13 protein-coding genes are annotated in these 16212 nt (G+C 63.7%); 4 read left to right on the top strand and 9 right to left on the bottom strand.

The genetic code is table 11. The features are described from left to right. Window positions 1-83: 83 nt before the first annotated feature. From CH290_RS27160 to CH290_RS27145, 3 genes are all read left to right on the top strand, one after another. Window positions 84-1535, top strand: coding sequence for a DUF8370 family protein (locus CH290_RS27160; protein WP_033188215.1), 1452 nt, complete (start codon window positions 84-86; stop codon window positions 1533-1535). 11 nt (window positions 1536-1546) lie between these two features. Further along, complete coding sequence (locus CH290_RS27155; RefSeq protein ID WP_033188216.1) at window positions 1547-1762, top strand: hypothetical protein; 216 nt, start codon at window positions 1547-1549, stop codon at window positions 1760-1762. A gap of 254 nt (window positions 1763-2016) precedes the next feature. Next, complete coding sequence (locus CH290_RS27145) at window positions 2017-2697, top strand: hypothetical protein (RefSeq protein ID WP_033188218.1); 681 nt, start codon at window positions 2017-2019, stop codon at window positions 2695-2697. Between the two features lie 206 nt (window positions 2698-2903). Here CH290_RS27145 and CH290_RS27140 read toward each other — a convergent pair whose 3' ends face one another. From CH290_RS27140 to CH290_RS27125, 4 genes are all read right to left on the bottom strand, one after another. Then, complete coding sequence (locus CH290_RS27140; RefSeq protein WP_052082998.1) at window positions 2904-4472, bottom strand: hypothetical protein; 1569 nt, start codon at window positions 4470-4472, stop codon at window positions 2904-2906. Continuing rightward, complete coding sequence (locus CH290_RS27135; protein ID WP_230620862.1) at window positions 4469-5248, bottom strand: DUF4913 domain-containing protein; 780 nt, start codon at window positions 5246-5248, stop codon at window positions 4469-4471. Before CH290_RS27135 ends, CH290_RS27140 begins: the two co-directional genes overlap by 4 nt. Beyond that, entirely contained in the window at window positions 5245-7125 is a 1881-nt protein-coding gene (locus tag CH290_RS27130) for a type IV secretory system conjugative DNA transfer family protein (RefSeq protein ID WP_033188219.1), read from the bottom strand. The genes CH290_RS27135 and CH290_RS27130 overlap by 4 nt, the downstream gene beginning before the upstream one ends. A gap of 344 nt (window positions 7126-7469) precedes the next feature. Further along, on the bottom strand, window positions 7470-8108 hold the full coding sequence (locus CH290_RS27125; protein ID WP_033188220.1) for a hypothetical protein: 639 nt from the start codon (window positions 8106-8108) through the stop codon (window positions 7470-7472). A 225-nt stretch (window positions 8109-8333) separates the two neighbouring features. On the opposite strand from CH290_RS27125, the gene CH290_RS27120 reads away from it, so the two are divergent. Continuing rightward, window positions 8334-9998, top strand: coding sequence for a hypothetical protein (locus CH290_RS27120; RefSeq protein ID WP_094623552.1), 1665 nt, complete (start codon window positions 8334-8336; stop codon window positions 9996-9998). A gap of 37 nt (window positions 9999-10035) precedes the next feature. Here CH290_RS27120 and CH290_RS27115 read toward each other — a convergent pair whose 3' ends face one another. The 5 genes from CH290_RS27115 to CH290_RS27095 all read right to left on the bottom strand — a co-directional run bounded on the left by CH290_RS27115 (window position 10036) and on the right by CH290_RS27095 (window position 16140). Further along, a complete protein-coding gene (locus CH290_RS27115) occupies window positions 10036-10614 on the bottom strand; it encodes a hypothetical protein (protein ID WP_033188222.1) in 579 nt (192 codons plus the stop codon). Further along, window positions 10611-12308, bottom strand: coding sequence for a M23 family metallopeptidase (locus CH290_RS27110; protein WP_033188223.1), 1698 nt, complete (start codon window positions 12306-12308; stop codon window positions 10611-10613). The genes CH290_RS27115 and CH290_RS27110 overlap by 4 nt, the downstream gene beginning before the upstream one ends. Next, window positions 12305-12670: a hypothetical protein gene (locus tag CH290_RS27105; protein WP_033188224.1), complete on the bottom strand. Its 366-nt coding sequence runs from the start codon at window positions 12668-12670 to the stop codon at window positions 12305-12307. The genes CH290_RS27110 and CH290_RS27105 overlap by 4 nt, the downstream gene beginning before the upstream one ends. Beyond that, a complete protein-coding gene (locus CH290_RS27100; RefSeq protein WP_033188225.1) occupies window positions 12667-14574 on the bottom strand; it encodes a putative type IV secretion/conjugal transfer ATPase in 1908 nt (635 codons plus the stop codon). The genes CH290_RS27105 and CH290_RS27100 overlap by 4 nt, the downstream gene beginning before the upstream one ends. Window positions 14575-14646: 72 nt before the next feature. After that, a complete protein-coding gene (locus tag CH290_RS27095) occupies window positions 14647-16140 on the bottom strand; it encodes an SCO6880 family protein (RefSeq protein WP_033188226.1) in 1494 nt (497 codons plus the stop codon). Window positions 16141-16212 lie beyond the last annotated feature (72 nt).

Raw genomic sequence — 16212 nt, 5'->3', positions numbered from 1 at the left:
CAGCTGGCAGCGATGGCATATTCATGATCCGGTAAAGAATTAGCTTCGGGCAGACCGGGGCTCCGAATGCTTCGGGGGCAGTGATGCGGTTCTCAGACGAGTTCTCGATCTCTCGCAACGACGACGACGACTGGTTCGATCTCGAGTGCACCGAAGACACGCCGTTGTATGTCGACCCGTTCCTTGTCTTCGACGATGCTGACCCGTATTGGTCCGGCACACATGACCAGTTGACAGACTTCTTCGGACTTGCTCTTGGATACGTCGCGCGAGCCAACGGAGACAAGAACTCGCCAGCATGGCGCAAGGCCGAACGCATGCTTCTGTTCCCCGAACCGAAAGAGTTCGCGCTCGGTCTGTCGATGGGACACCCAGAAGGATCGGGGACCGGTAAAGACTTTGCCCGGCGCATGGCCGAAGCACTCGGCATCCTGAACTCACACGCGATCGACACAGTCGATTACGTCGAGGCATTCGCTCTGTTCTGCGATGGGATGGGCGTGGACCGGATCAGCGATGCGTTCTGCAACATCGTCAAAGCAACCTTCGTCGACTACACCAACCAGATTGTCGACCGGCACACGATTCCGACGACCGACGTCATGGTCAAGCACGCTTCGTGGACCAAAGAAGGGCGATGGAACGACCAGCGGCTCGCGCTGCCCAAGAGCCCCGCCGTCAGTGGCGGACTTCTGCTGGTGCCAGAACGTTTCCTGAAGGACATCCCTCGTGTGACAGCCGACGGCTTCTGGGGATGGGCCGAGGTCACCGAGGCCGACGTACTGCGAGATGATCTGAATTACGATCTGGAGGAGTCTCTGACAAAGCAGGCAAAGACCGCGCGCGGTCATGCTGTCGCCCGAGCTCGACCGGACATTGCTTTGCGCTACCTCGAAACTCTCGAAGACGAAGAACTTCTGCCGTACGACGTGCAACAGGATCCCAAACTGTTGGTCGGCTGGGCTGAGGCCGGTCGCCAGGCTGCAGCGGGGGCGAGTTCGAGCGTGTCGCAGCCGAAGTCGCAGTCCGACTTCATGGACTGGGTCAAGGATCTTGCCGATGAGTTCAGGACGGCAGTCGAAGACACCGACCTGTGGAAGGCTCTGTGGAACGACGACCTCACCAAGCACCGCGACGAGAAAATCGTCCAAGCAATTGCTGGAGCTATGTGGGTGCAGCAGTGCAAAGCCGCCGACGTCGATATCAGCAAGGAACCCAACATGGGCCGAGGGCCGGTCGACTTCAAATTTTCGGCCGGTTGGACCAAACGCGCTCTGATCGAAGTGAAGTTCATCGCCAGCACCAAGTTCTTCCAAGGCGCGGAGAAACAGCTACCGCAGTATCTCGAGACGGAGAAAATTTCCGGCGGCTACTACCTGTGTGTCGGATTCACCGACCAAGACTTTTCCACCGCTCGCATCGACAAGGTCAAAGACACCTGCAAGACCCTGAGCGAGCAGAAAGGCGTCACGATGAAGCCGCTGATTGTCGATGCCCGCCACGACAACAAACCATCCGCCTCGAAGATCAAGTAAGGAGACCAGAGGTGGCCAGATTTGAGGTCCTCTACAACAGCACCAGACGAGACTTCGACAAAGTGATCGAGGCCGATTCGTACAAGGTAGACGCCAAATTCTTCACCTTCGTCAAAGACAAAGAAGTGATTCGTTCGCTGAAGGTTGACGTCGTACTTCAGATTCGCCGTATGAACGACGACGAACAAGAAAACGACAACGGCCAAGGGAATCCACCGAGTTCGTAGTTGTTGTGCACGTGCAACCTGATAGAGAGGATTGACTGTGGACGCGTCATCAGTGGCCTTGCTCATTTCGGCTCTGTCGTTCGTACTGGCTGGGCTCTCCTTGGGGTCGAGGAGGGGTGCGCAGAGTTCTCCAACATCACCGGCCTGAGCCAGCTTCGGTACCCAGCCAACAGAATCTCCGCGACTTACGAAGACCTCCGCTAAGTCCTGGAGCGGGAAGGTCTCCTGTAAAGAAGCGCCACTAGGATCATGCGGTGGGATTCGACAAAGGCAAAGGTGGCATCGTCGCCGAGGCATACAGACGGACATCCGGCCAGGTCGCTTACCTCGACGAGTCCTATCAGGCGCCGGATCCGACGGTGACGACGTCCAACACCTTCTACATCTTCACTGCAGTCGTCGTACACAAAGAGGCCATGGACGAGCTGAGACGCGATCTCGGTGACATCGCGGACGGAACGTGGTGGCACACCACAGACGCACTGCTCGAAAAGGGCGGCCGGACAACGACTCGCCGCATGCTCGAATATCTGGGGGAGGGCTTCGAGGCGTGCGTGATCGCCCACAAAGTCCCCGTCGACGAAGACGACCACGACGCCGAAGAGGCCAGACGGGCATGTTATCGCGCGTTGGCTATCGAACTTGCTGCCGGAGTCACCGGCAAGTGGGAGCCGGTGGAGCTGCTGGTGCTCGAAGAACGCAACCAGATGAACTTCCGGAACAAGGACAGGCTCAACCACAAAGAGCTGGTCGCCGAGAAGAGGGTTCCGCGTAACACTCGGCTGTTGCAGACCTCGCCGAAGTTCGAGCGGCTGCTGTGGCTACCCGATGTTGTCTCTGCGGCCTACCGGCGCACTCTCACCCACACCGACGAGACGAGCACGATGTTCGACCTGATCGAGAAGCAAGTGCACTTCGTCGACATGACCGAATGATGGGTCCCAGCGGTCGGCCAAACTTGTCCCAGATACAAAGCAGCCCCCGGCTGCCGTAGCTACACCGAGGGCCAGACCAACTGTCGAGGCGCTACACCTGGAGGGTTGGTTCCTTGCTCACGAATACTCTAACACTGTGCCGCTAGCTTTTCATCCCGCCGGATGGACGTGACGTTGTTGCAGGCAACTGGCGAGCACGCCGCTGGTCAGCGATCTCCGCGTTCGGTGCTCACCGATCGACTACCGCTGCGGTCGCCTTTGCTCGCTTTGGGGGACTTCGCCGTGGAGGCAGCGGGGGTTCCGATGGGGTGTGCGTTGTCGCGGTCGGCGGCGAGGCGGGCTTCAATGGCGTCCGGGTCGACGCCGGCGGCGTGTAGCTGTTCGGTGAGTGCGTCGCGGCGTTCTTTGGAGTCGTACCGGGTCGGTGAGGCCGAACTTGCTGATGCGGTTTCAGGCTGTGTCCCAAGTGCGGCGTCGACGCGTGGGCGTCCTGCTGTGGACCATTCTTGGATCAGCTCTGCTCTCGCCGTCAGGTAGTCCTGACGGTTGGCCGATACTTCGGTCTGCGCGAATTGCACTCCCAATGCAGGAGCGTGCTCGGTTGCCCAGGCTTTGGACTGTACGACTTCCCATCCGGTCGTGATGGTCTCTCGCGCTGCGTCTTTGCGTTCACCGGCGGCGTAGACGTAGCGCTCGGCGTCGCGTGGCACGGCAGTTTTCGCCCATTCCAACGCGGCGTCGAACTCGGCGGCCCGCGCATCGAGCTGTGTCCCGGGTGCGGGGGTGGACTGTGCTCCGCGTGCGGCGTCGACGCGGTCGGCGGTGGCGATCGCGGTGACGGTGTCCGAGCGTTCGCGTGTCGACTTCTCGGCGCTGGCCGTGGCGGCGCGTTCAGCGTTCACAGCAGCGAGGCGGTCCGCGAGTTCGTCGGGTAGGCCGCGGGAGGTGGAGGCGTCAATTCCGTAGTGGCGTGAGATTTGATCTTCCATGCGGGCTACGCCGTAGGCGGCGTTGTTGTGGATGAACTGCTCGTAGATTTCAGCGATCTGATGCTCGGCCGCCATCTCCCACCACCCGTCTTCGTGTACGAGGTACAGCGGCGGGACGGGTCGGTCGAGGCCTGCGGCGGCGACGTCGTTGCAGAAGAATTCTGGTGCCCATTCGTTCTTGTCGTCGCGAGTGAGGAACACGGACCAGTGCTTCGGTGCCCCGTCGATGGCGGCGCGGTCGATGTTCTCGCCGTTTGCCTGGCGCAGATCCCAGGTCGGGATGAACCCGCGGCCGAAGGGGCGATCGTCCAAGACGGTGAAGCCGCGCTCGGCGAAAGAGTTCGATGCTGCTTCCCGGGCGGCGCGTTCGTTCATCACTGCGGCCAGTCGATCCGCTACACCGGCCTGTTCGACGCCCAGTCTGGTCGTGTCGATCCCGTGCCGGGCGGAGAGCTGATCGTCCAGGCGTGCCAGCGCGTCCGCAGCGACAGGTGACTGGTCTTTCCATGCGTGGGCGGTGCGGTAGGTCTCGGCGAGGATCTCGGGTGTGGCTGCGTCCCACCACCGAGACGAGTGCAGCGGCCTCAGTTGAGCTTCGGCGGATCCTCGTTCGGCGCGTAGCCGGGTCTGGAATGCGCGTGCGTGTTCTTCGCTGCGTTGGCGGGCCTCGCGGAGCCGGTTCTCCCGGCGGCGCGCGATCGCTTCGCCGGTGAGAAGGGCGACTTGCAGGCTGGTGCGCAGTGAACGGCCGAGGTCGTCGGTGAGGGTGTCGGGTGCTTGCGTCATCGTTGTGCTCCTTCAGTGACGGCGATGGTCGAGGGGGTATAGGCGGTCGGTGGGACGTCGGCGGCTGCGGTGTCGGGATCGGCCGGGATCGCGAACAGGGCGGGGTCGGGTTCGTCGGCTGGGAGCGGGGGGAGAGTGGTTTTGTGTCCGTGCCGAACTCCGCACGCGGAGAACGGGCCTTGTGGGTCGAGGAGCATGCCCATGTGGTGGTCTGCGTGGTCTTTCCACCAGACGCTCGCCCCGGTGTTCGGGTCTTTGCGCAGGTGTTCCCACGCTCGCCAGAGGGCATCGAGTCGTCGGTAGGCTTCCCCGTGTGCCCACCACTGTGGGCACCACTTCTTCTGGTTTCCTTCCGAAACCTCTCGGCGGTAGTGCGGGCGGATCACCTCGTCGACGAAGTCCAACAGGGTGGTGTAGACCGGTGTGGCTTCGGCGTCGTCGGCGGCCGCTTGTGCTTTCTGCACCTCTGTGTCGAGGGTCGCGGCCAAAGCGCGGGCGGTCGCGGCCTGCAGCTGTCCGAACAGTTCCGGGGTGAGGATTTCACCGAACTGCGCGTCGGCGATCGCTGCCACTTCCGTGCGGATCCGGGCGGAGACCGCGGCGTCGATCTGCTGTTGGAAAGTAGCGGACAACTCGTCGCCATCTGCTCCGCTGCCGCTGTCCAACATCGGGTGCGCGCCTTCGGCGTCGACGTCGTCGTGTTCGGTGCCGGCAGGCTCCGAATTATCCCCAGGGGTTGGGAGTTCGGTGGCGGGGTCGAACTCGTCGTCGCTCACAGCGCCTCGCTCTCGATCCCGGTGAAGCTCGGTGTCTTACCCAACGCCACACCACCGCTGCGGACGGGGTCCTGTCGATCGCCTGAGTCGTCCGCCGACGTTGTCGTCTCGTCTGCGTGTGCGGTCGCGGCCTGCACGGCATCGGCGTGGGGTCCGTTGGTCCATTGCACGGTTTCGACCAGGACAGGCCGGTTGCCGGAGGAGCGGATGATCGCGCGGCCGCGGGGGAGCGCTTCGAGGTCGGATTCGGTGAGGGTGCGGACCTGTGTGCGTTGGCGTGAGCGGGAGTTGCCGCCGCGTCCGGAGGAGATCGAACCGGTGATCTCGTAGTGATCGCCGAGGGCGGTGGACATGTTCCGTAGGAACGGTCCGTCGTCGACTTTGACGCCGCCTCCGTAGACGGCGACGTTGGCGGCCGACCAGAGGGCTTTCATACCGTCCTCGCCCCAGCATCGTGCGCCTTGCGACCAGGACTGCAGGATGGACATGATGATGATTCCGCGGGAACCGAAGTGGCTGTAGAGGCCGGGGAGTTCTTGCCAGCGCACGACATTGGCTACTTCGTCGAGTGCGAACAGGAACGGTGTCTTCAAGCGGCCGCCGGGGATTTCGCTGGCTCGTTCGAGGATCTCGTCGCATACTGCCACGGTCAGTGCGGTCACGATCGGACCGACGGAACCGATGCCTTCCTTGGAGAGGCTGTAGAGGGTGTCGGTGTCGGAGCGGGCGAACTGTGCGGGGTCGAATTCGGGCCGGGTATCGCCGGGTCCGGTGCGTTCGATCCACGGGTGCACCGATCGGAACTTGAGGCAGTTGATCATTTTCTTGGCGGTGGTGAACACTCCGGAGCGCTGTTTGTCGGTGGCTGTGTAGTGCGCGGACAGTCCGTCTGCCATCAGCGCGTAGCCGGCCTGGCGGAGCAGGGTGATCGGTTCGAGGTTCTGCACGTCGGTGACCCACCGGTAGACCTGTGTGATCGGCCTGCGGGCAACCGCGGCCGCGAGAATCAGTGAGGCGAGCAGATCCTCGCCTTCGGGGTCGAAGAACGCGTCCTTCTTTGCAGCCTGTCCGTCCTCGCCGACCGCGAACTGTTTCGCCAGCGCTGCGGCTTTGCGTTCCTGTACCGAGACATCGGCGGCGAGGGTGTCGAGGTCGCCGGCGTCTGCGGTGGTCACGGTGTCCGAGCGCACCCAGGACAGTGGATCCCATAGGAACGTTGCCGGTTCCTGGGCGACTCGCTGTGGGTCGAAGATTCGCACGGTGCCGACCTCGTCGCGGTAGGCGCGGGTGACGTCGACGACGTCGCGTTTGTTGCTGGTGGTGAGCACCGAGCCCATCGCGGCGAGGATCGCCGGTATGACCCGGGAGGTGGTCTTGCCTGTACGTGGACCCCAGATGTCGACGTGGGTGGATTCGATGTCGGCGTACAGGCGGGCGCGGGTGCCGACCATGATTCCCAGCGGCACACCGGGTTCGCTGCCCCGGTCGACGGGTGTTCCGAGGCGCTCGGCCACCGAGCGGCAGGATTTGTAGGTCAGCGACCGTACGTCCTTGATCCGAGCCAGATGCTTGGCGGCGTCGTCGACGCGGCTACGCCGCGTACGCCAGCGACCGAGGGCAACGCCGAGCGCGCCGAGCAGGGCCAGCATCGGCAGCGTGAAGAACACGGCCACGACGGTGGCACCGGTTGTCCACACCAGATCCCCGGTGTAGAGCTGGGAGACGACGTCGGCAGGATTCGCCGGGACCTCCTGCTCGCTACCGACGCGAAGCGACAGCGACGCTCCGCCGCCGATCAGCACAGCGGCGGAGGAGAGACCGCCGAGCAGCCACATCGCTGCTGTGTCGTTGCTGGGGTCCTTCACGTTGTCGCTCACTGCACAGTCACCGTTTCGACAAGTGATGTGAGCGGGGTTGAGACGTGAGAAGCATCTTGTATGGGCAATGCAGCTTGCATGAGTCGAGGCCTTCGGTAGGTGTTCCTCGGCGTTTGAACGATGCTCAGCGCAGCGTCAAACCACGAGGTGGTCTACCGAGGCCGCCCGCACGACGGTCCCGATGATGCAACAATACAAGGGGTAAGGAAACACAGCGAGGACGGTTACGAACACTCCCGTCGCTGCGCTGATCACCCTCAGCCTGGCCTACCGTCGCGGCAGGCATGGAACCTGGAACACCCAATCTGTGCGTCCGCATCTGGGGCTCATTGGAATTGGCCTGTTCATGTGAGGTAGACCAAAGCGTGATCGCCCCCGCGGCATTCAACTGGGTAGAAGCCACTGCAATACATCTCGTAGTAGCGCTTCATCACGGGACTCCAGGCAGTGACGGTCAGCTGACGTGGTGCACCATCAGGGGAAGACGGCGGGCCATCGGCAGCCAGGTACGAATCCCGAACCGCGTTGGCGAAGCCGCAATCGGTACGCGGAAAGTCGCCGTATCCCTCGCCGCGGCCAAGTGCGGCTCCGGTGATGGCGGTCGCGTACGCGCCGGCCTGGTTCGAGCAGACCCTGGAATTGACGGGCAAATTGAACCCTGCTGGTATGTATTCGGGCGGATTGACTAGGTACGCGGTGCTCGTCGTCGGCGACGTGTCACTCATGATCTGCTCGAACAAGTACTTGCATCCTCCGGTCGCGCTGACTGCCAACACGTCGAGTCCAATAGACGCAGGAGCGCTCGGGGTGAATTTGGTTGCAACGGAAATTATGCGAATCACAACCCCGGTGAGCGAGCACACCACATCAACGACGATTTCGGATTCTTCCTCCTTGCAGGCCGTCGCCGTGGAGATACAAGCGAGAACGAGAATCAGAGCAATCAATCGACGGACCAGCAGGGTTGTGATGAATCGGGTCATGAGGATCTTTCCTTGTGGTAGTTCAATCCGAGACGACCAGATTGTTGTCGTTCAACGAGTATGGATGGGGATGAAAGATGCTGCAACAGAATGGATTAGGATAAAATATGTTGACCGTCCCGCAGTAACTCGACCCGTCTTAAGCGCCTAAACTGCACCAGTCGGGTCGTCTTATGTATTGTTATCGCGACCTGCCGAGTGCGGGTCGGCGAAAGGGAAACGGGCATGGACGGCGAATACTGGGGAGAACTCGAGGGCTTGGGTAAGCGTGCGAGAACCGAGCGAGGCAAGCATGTAGCCGCTCTGGCACGGTGGATGGTGGACGATCCAGAGAACGCACTACCCAGACCGATCTCGCGAATCCCGGATGCAATCGTGGGGGCCACGTCAATGAAGAAGTACTTCGCTAAGAAGCGAACCTTCGGGGACCAGTGGGGTGGGGTGTGTCACGCAGTCCTCGAGCACTTGCGCGAAAGTTCGCCCCGCACTGATCCGCCCGAGACGGTAGTCCTGCATTCGAACAGATATAGGAAGGCCCGTTCGCGTTACACCGACCAGATTCCCAGGACTGCCCAGCATTCCTATAGCCAGACCCAGTTTTCGTTATGGACAGAATCGGAACTGCTGGACGCGGTAGCGGGGGATGATCTGAGTCAGGCGGTAGCAGCTGCCAGATTTGTTGTCAATAAGCATGATTCGGCTATGAGGACCCCAGGCCAGTCGGCTTTCGAAACAATTGGCGAAGTCGACAGACGGACCGGAAACCAGAAGGCTTTGGAGTCTGCTCAATCAATAATAGAGATAGCCCGATTGATCCTTGATCGACTATCCGAGCGCGGTAGCACGCGTCCGTCAGACCATGTGTTGGAGGATTGTGTCCACATCTTCGAGTCCACGGCTGACGCTCGTCGTCTTCGTTCACGTGACCCTGCGCGAGAGAGCAACGAGCTTTACGAGCTAGTCGAGTTACGTAGAGCCGATCTCAAAGTGACGCGACGTGTTCGCGCTCCGGTCGACCGCGTATTTGCGGAGTACCACCGTGATGCAGTAGACGCGCTTCTGCGCGACCCTACCGCCGAGGTCGCAGCCGTCGGGAAGATGCTGGGCGAACTGAACCATCTAGTGCATGGCAAGAATGGCACCAAACATCGCCAGGAGATCAAAACGGATGCTTTTCTGGCCGCGGTGGCCAGGCTCGCTTCGTACGGAGTGGTTTACCCCGACCTTCGCGAAACGCTTCGGGAGAGTGCAGCGCTAGCCGACAAGATTTATCCGCCGAGCCTAGAACATCAGGAGATTCGAACCCTGTTGAATCAAGCTGGCCTCCTATGGGAACGTACCGAAATACCAAGTCCAACTCAGCTTCTGCAGATGGCGCGCTACCGCGGTGTCGGCGAACTTTTGTTGGCCCGGGCTTTAGTTCGCATCGGGCTAGCGGATGCTGAGACACCTGGCCTGAGCAAGTTCCTGGGTGAGGATCGTTCGGTGACGTCTCCTGTCCGGCCGAAGGCATTGCAGCGGGCGGTGATCTATTACGAGCGGTCGTTCGCATGGTTGCGGACAGCCGGAGCGGCTGGCAGGGTTCGTGAGACTGCATTTGTCGAGTGCAAAGCGCTGAAGAGCCGACTACGACATGAGGACAGTTCAGAGCATCCTCAAGGTCCAGACGCGACGAGGCCAGACGTGAGACTGAGAAAGCTACAGGATCAAATCGATGAGATCATCGCCGACTCCATCATCCGTACCGACTTCACGGGACCTCATGGACATGGAGCCTATCGGGTCGGTGTCGCACTGAAAATGACGCTGATGCAGGTGCTACGTGTCCTCGACGATCCCTTTACCGCGTCGCTGCGTACTGACATGTCGCCTATCGAGTTCCCAGGGTGAGTTGGGTAGAACTCAAACACTTCCAGCCGGATGCGTTTCAGCTGCGATAGCGATAGCGGTAGTTGGACAGTCGCCACCCGCTGGGTGTGGAGATGATCGTGGTGCGCCAGGTTTCGACCGGTCGCAGCGTCGACGCGCCACTGGCGTGCAGGACGCGTTGGCGGCAGTCGAGGTCGACGATGACGGTCCGCATACCCTCCGGGCTGGCAGGGGTGTCGGCGGCCGGGGTGCACGTCGTGGTCAGTGTGTCTCCGGATGCTGCCCAGGCGTCCCATTCCCTATCCGGGCGCAACGACGTCGAGGTCTGCGGCGCGTCGAGAGTGTCGGTGAGTGGCACCGTCAGCCAGGGCCGGGCGCGGGCGAGTGCATCGGCCTTGCTGGTGTCGAACGCGGGTTGCCAAGACAGGATCGCGTTCATCGCCGCCTGTGCTGCCTGCTGTGGCCCGAGGGATGCGGGGTCGAGGGGGTCGATCTGCACGTGGGCGTCGGTTCCTTCGGGGATCGGTTGCGGATCGGGAGAGCTACCGCAGCCAGCGGCGAGCATCACGGCTGCGGCGGTGGCCACCGATACCAGCACCCGAGTGCCGGACGTGGAGCGCGAGGCGTTGTGTTTCATGAGTTCTGGCTCCTGAATGTTGGTTCGGCGGCGATGATCTTGTCCGCGTACGGGCGGGTTTGAACGATGTAATCGTTGGAGCCGGTCGGAAATCCCCCGGAGGAGAGCACTGCGCCTTCGCCGGCGTTGTAGCTGGCGAGGTAAAGCTCGGTGGGTCCGTTCGGTGCGCTCACCCGGCCGTCTGCGATCCCGGCATCGATGACCCCGGCGATGTCGCACATGTACTGGCCCTGCGCCATGACCGCGTCGCCGATGGAGTTGATGTCGATCGACCCGTCGCCGTCGTAGTCCTTGCCGTAGCTCGCCCAGGTGCCCGGCATGAACTGCGCGGGGCCGCCGGCGCCGGTGCTCGAGACCGGGGCGTTGGGGCCGTAGGAGAATCCGTTCTCGGCGTCGAGCTGTGCTGCGAGGAGGGAGGACTTGATCTGCGGGCAGATGCCGCCGGCTTTGCGGAGCCAGGGTTCGAACTCCGCGGGTACCGACCCGGCGGCGAGATCCTCGCCGAGCCCGGCCCCGGGGGTGGTGCATCCGGGGGCGGCTGCGGACGCACCCGGCCCTGTGGCCGTTCCGCCGGGTAGTTGGCCCCACACTGTGCCTGCGTCGTCGAAGCCGGAGGCGTCGACGGTGATGTGGACGTGGTTCATATGGTTTTCGTTGTCCGAGCCGCGGTCCTCCATCAGGGAGGGCTGCTGGCCGGGGAAGTGGATGGTTTGGCGCCAGATGGCGTACTCGAGGTGGAAGAAGTCGGCGTTGGCCATGACGTAGTCGAGGATCTCGTTACCGAGTGCGACTCCGTCTCCGGAGGAGTAGTTCGGGATCATGGCGTCGACAGCGCGGCCTTGCAGATGATCGTCTGCTGCTCCGCCGCTGCTCCGCCAGCCGCCGAGGGAATCGAGACGGGTACCGAATTTGATTGCCAGAGCGCGCATCACGCGTTTGGTACCGACCTGCAGGTTGGTCTCGGTTCCCATCGATGCCGGGGTGGGCGTCGACAGATCCCCGCCAGCGCCTGGGACTGTTCCGGCGAGCTGATCGACCGGCCCAGGAGCAGGGGTGTCGGGCGCTGCGGGGGTCTGCGGCGTCGCGGCGGCCTCACCGGGAGCGGGCGCGGCATCGTATTGGGCGAGGGGATCGATCGCGCTCCCGCCGGCGCGGCCGCCGTCCCAGATCTCGAAATGCAGGTGCGGGCCGGTCGATTCTCCGCGGTTGCCGCTGGTGGCGATCTGCTGCCCGGCGCGGACGGGCTGACCGGCCGCGACACTGTAGGTGTCGATGTGTCCGTAGACGGTGGAGACGGTTTTGCCGTCCAACACGTGATCGAGAACGACCCACTGCCCGAACCCGGACGCTTCCCCGGCGTCGTAGACGGTGCCGTCAGCGGCGGCGTAGATCGGGGTTCCGATCGGGCCCGCGAGATCGATGCCCTGGTGCATCGATCCCCACCGCATACCGAAACCACTGGTGAAGGTCACCGAGGTGGGGTCCACAGGTTTGACGAACGAGCCCGGGGCAGCAAGCAGGTTCCCTGGAGCGGCGCCGAGCTGTGAGGTTCCGGGAAGGCAGTCGGTCGACGCAGCGGCGCGGTCTTGTTCGTCCTGGGCGAGGAATGCTGCGAGCACTGCCGCGCCCAACAGCACCCCGACGGCTGCGATCGCGACTGCCGTCAGGCCCGAGGAGGCACCCCGATCGCTCACCGCAGCTCCGTCGACGGTGTGTCTCTTCCGGCGGCGAGACGATGGTTCAGTTCGGCGGCCGCAGCCAACGCGCGGCGCAGTTCGAGCACTTCGTCGAAGTCGGTACGAGGGCGTCGGCCGGAGTCGTTGACCCACCCGCGGACGGTGGTCGCGGCGACACCGATGTGTGCGGCAACCACTGCGCAGGCGGCGGTGAAGGAGGTTCCTTGTTCGATGGCCGTGCAGACGGTTCCGATCGCAGCATCGCGGGTCTCGTCGTCGACGAGCCGGTACCTACGGCGCTCACCTGCGGCGGAATAGGCCCCGGCGGATTCGGCTGCGTTCGGTGTCAACGTCGTGTGTCGGGCGAGGTGGGCGCTCATCGGGTGACCGCCGCGCGTCGCTGCTCTTCCGCGGCTGCGTCGAGGCGCTCATCGGTGTTGTGGATTCCCGACTTCTTTTCGGCCGGGGTGACCCACACCCGGAACGGGACACCGGGGCGGCTCCCTTCTCCGAGTTTGAGCAGGAAGTGACCCATTCCGGAGGGTGGCTGTTTGACGGCTTCGAGTGGTTCGGCGATGTGGTCGGTGTCTTCGAAGTACTCGTGGGGGTCGATGGCGTCGCAGTGCCGCGCATCGCTGTCCTGGTGCACCCACATGGGGGTCTGCGTGCCGGCGAGGAAGAGCAGCGACCTCGAGCAGTGCTTGCAGCGGATTCGGGCTGCGGTCATCGCTGTTGCGGCCGAACCCAGGTCGGCCGAGTCGGACCAGTTGGTGAGCATGGTCTTCTCGCGTTCGGAGAACTGCATCACCTCCGAGAGGCGGGCGACCTCGCTGCGGGGAATGGGGCCGATGATGCGGGCACGTGAGCGTTCGAACACTCCTGTCGCGCCGACTTTTTCGAGGTCGGCCACCGAGTGGCTGCACGCGGTGACACCGACTCCTTTGGTGCGCTGCAGGCGCTGCACACCGTCGATGCGGTCCACCATCGTCGGACCACACGAGAGGACCTGCCACAGCTCGTCCATGAGGATGGAGAACGCCAGATGGGGGCCGTTGCCGCTGGTGGCGCGCAGGTGCGCGGCGTCGACCGCGGCGAAGCACTCCGACCAGCCCGCGACCAGGACAGCGGCCCGCATCAGGGAATCGCCTTCGGGAACGGCGGACATGTCCAGGCAGGTCGAGGGGTTGTCGACGTCGATCCGGACGGTGGTGGCGGAGTCGAACGTTTCCCCGAACCGGCCCTTGGTGAGCGCGCGCAGGGTTCGCAGCAGTGGCTTGACCTGCCCGCGGTACTCCTCGGGGCTGTCCGCGACGACATCGTTCTGCAGCTCTTCCGGGCAGCTGTCGACGAGGTCGAGTAGATCCGACAGACGCGCGGGCCGCTCGACGTCGTGTCCGCGGCCACCGTCGGAGACGGGGGTGTAGAGCAGGCGGATACCGGAGTCGATGACCGCTTCCTCGTAGTCCTGCAACGGACTTCGGCGGACGATCTCGCAGAGCGCCAGCACGAGATTGACCTGACGGAAGTGCAGTGCGAACTCGTAGCGCCGACGCAGGTCCGGGTCGATGGTGATGTACCGGGCCAGTGCGACCCCGATCGGTCCGGGATCGAGAGGGTTCAACGATCCTGTGCCGTAACCGACTTCGTTGACGCCGGTGGTGCAGACCGCTTCGGTGAGCTTGCGGCCGTCGGGTTTGACGTCGCCGGGCCACATCACCCGAATACCGGCGGCGATGTCTCCCAACGCCATGCGGCGTAGCAGAGTCGATTTACCCATTCCGTTGAGCGCGATGATGATGCACGCCGGTGCGGTGACTGCGCCGCGTTCCTTCGCGGCGAGCGGTGAGAAGCCGACCGGAGCGCCGGTGGAGAGGTGTGGTCCGAGGATCGGTCCGAGGATCGGGGCGGAGGCACCGAAGATCCACGGGTACAGCCCGGCGACCTGTTTGGTGGTGCCGCGGTATTCGACCGGCGGTAGGACGGTGGCCATGCGGCCACTGCCCGCACCGGTGAAACCGCGTTCGTCGGATTCGGTGAACACTCCGCTCTGGCTGCCGTCGCCGAGGAGAGCGCGGTCGCGGTCTCGGTTGCGGCGGTGATTGTCATCGCGGTTGAGTAGCGCTTGAAGCCAGCGCGCTTTGATACCGGTCGTGGACGCGGCGCGCGCTTCGAGTGCGCTGCGGTCGGTGTCGGAGAGCACCCGATATTTGTCTGTCTTGACCGGCTTTGCGGGCTTCGAGGCGGGGGCGGGGCGGGGCGCGCGTTGGGTGAGAGTGCCGGGCATGACGGGTGTTTCCTCTCGGAGGGGGCAGGATCGGCGGGCGGGCTGGTGCGGGGTGATGACCGGTGCGGGGTGTTATCCGTCGGCCAGACGTGGCAGTGAGGTGTGTTCGGGAGCGGAGACCCCGATCCCTAGACCGACGGCGAAGGCTGCGTCCTGCCAGTAGTGGCTACGGCGCACCGACAACAGCGCTTGGACGGAGACATCGCGCAGGATCGCGTCGATGCGCGGGACGTCAGTGGTCTCGGCAGGGCCGGTGACGGTGACCAGGATCGCGAAGCGGGTCATGCCGTGGCCGAGGGACTGCTCCTGCTGAGCCAGGCTCGCGGCGCGTTCGTCGTTGACATCGCTCATGTTGTCCAGGCCCGTGCGGCCGGAGCGGCGGGCGCGGGCGTTGCGGTAGTCGCTGGCGGCGACATCGGCGGCCTCCCCGGCTGGATGGACGCGATAGAGGATCGTGACCCGTTTGTGTGGCAGCTCGGCGTGCGGACGGATCAGGCGTTCGAGGACTCGCTCTGTCACAGCACGTTTCGGTGCCACCCGCATCTCCCAGGTCACCGACACTGCACCGTCGTGGAAGTAGCGGTCACGTTTGCGGAAGGTCGTGCGGGGTCCGCAATCGGACCACGACAAGCCTGTGCCCTGCCCGGAATACAGGGCCGCTTCCACCGCTTCGAGAGCTGCGGGATCGTAGGAGCGGCGCACGGTGCCGGCGACCTCGTCGGCGGTCATGGGGGTGCAGATGACTCCGGCGGCTGCTGCGGCTGCGGTGATTTCGGGCAGTCGGCGGGCGATCTCGACGGCTTGCTCGATGGGGTCTTTGCGCCGCTCGTCGGTCTGGGCTTGGAAGGTGATCGCCAGACGTGCGGCCATTCGGACGCCGCCCTTGGCGGTGCCGGTCGCGGTCTCGTACATCGACCGGCGAGCCAGCTCGGGTGCGTCGCGGCGGACACGGGCGCGGACGGTTTCCATCAGCACCGTTCCGGTGTCGGGCACGGTTTCGAGGACTGCGGCAACCAACGGGATGTCGGCGACGTCGCCGAACCCGCCGAGTTGCTGGCCCCAGTTCGCCACTGCCCGGTCCAAGTGTTCTTGGTCGAAGTTCTCCCCGCCTTGAGGTTCCGCGGCGAGCTGCACGGTGTAGTAGTGGGTGTCGGGTAGGTGGATCATCGAGAACGTGCGGCCGGCGGAGTCGATGCCCTCGTAGAGATCGGTTCCCGCGAGGACGCCCGGTAGACGCAAGACTCCGCCGGGGACCTTGGAGAATGCGCCGGAGGCGTAGGTGTCCTCACCGCGTCGATTCGACAGCAGCGAGGTCCGCCAGCCGGAGAAACGCCGGTGACCGCTCTGGCCGTCCTTGTTCATCACCATCGGCACGATCACCACAGCCCCGGCGGCCAGGACGAGTCCCGATGCCGACAGTGACCGGGTGACTGCGTAGGTTCCGATGACAGCGACCGCGAACGCCATCCCGAGGATGGTGACCGCGAAGCTCACCCCGAATGCACCGCCCGAACGTGGCAGTCGCCATGCGCCGTAGGTGATCGGCGCCCTGTGCTCGTTGGTCATCGGGTCGACCCGTATGTGCGTTCGATGTCGACTGCAGCCGCACTACGGCGGGCTTCGTACGGTCGGGTTGAT

The organism is Rhodococcus sp. 06-156-4 (assembly GCF_002259345.1).
GTDB lineage: Bacteria > Actinomycetota > Actinomycetes > Mycobacteriales > Mycobacteriaceae > Rhodococcoides > Rhodococcoides fascians_E.
Note: the sequence above shows the minus strand (reverse complement) of the source record. Positions and strands in the feature narration are given on the sequence as shown.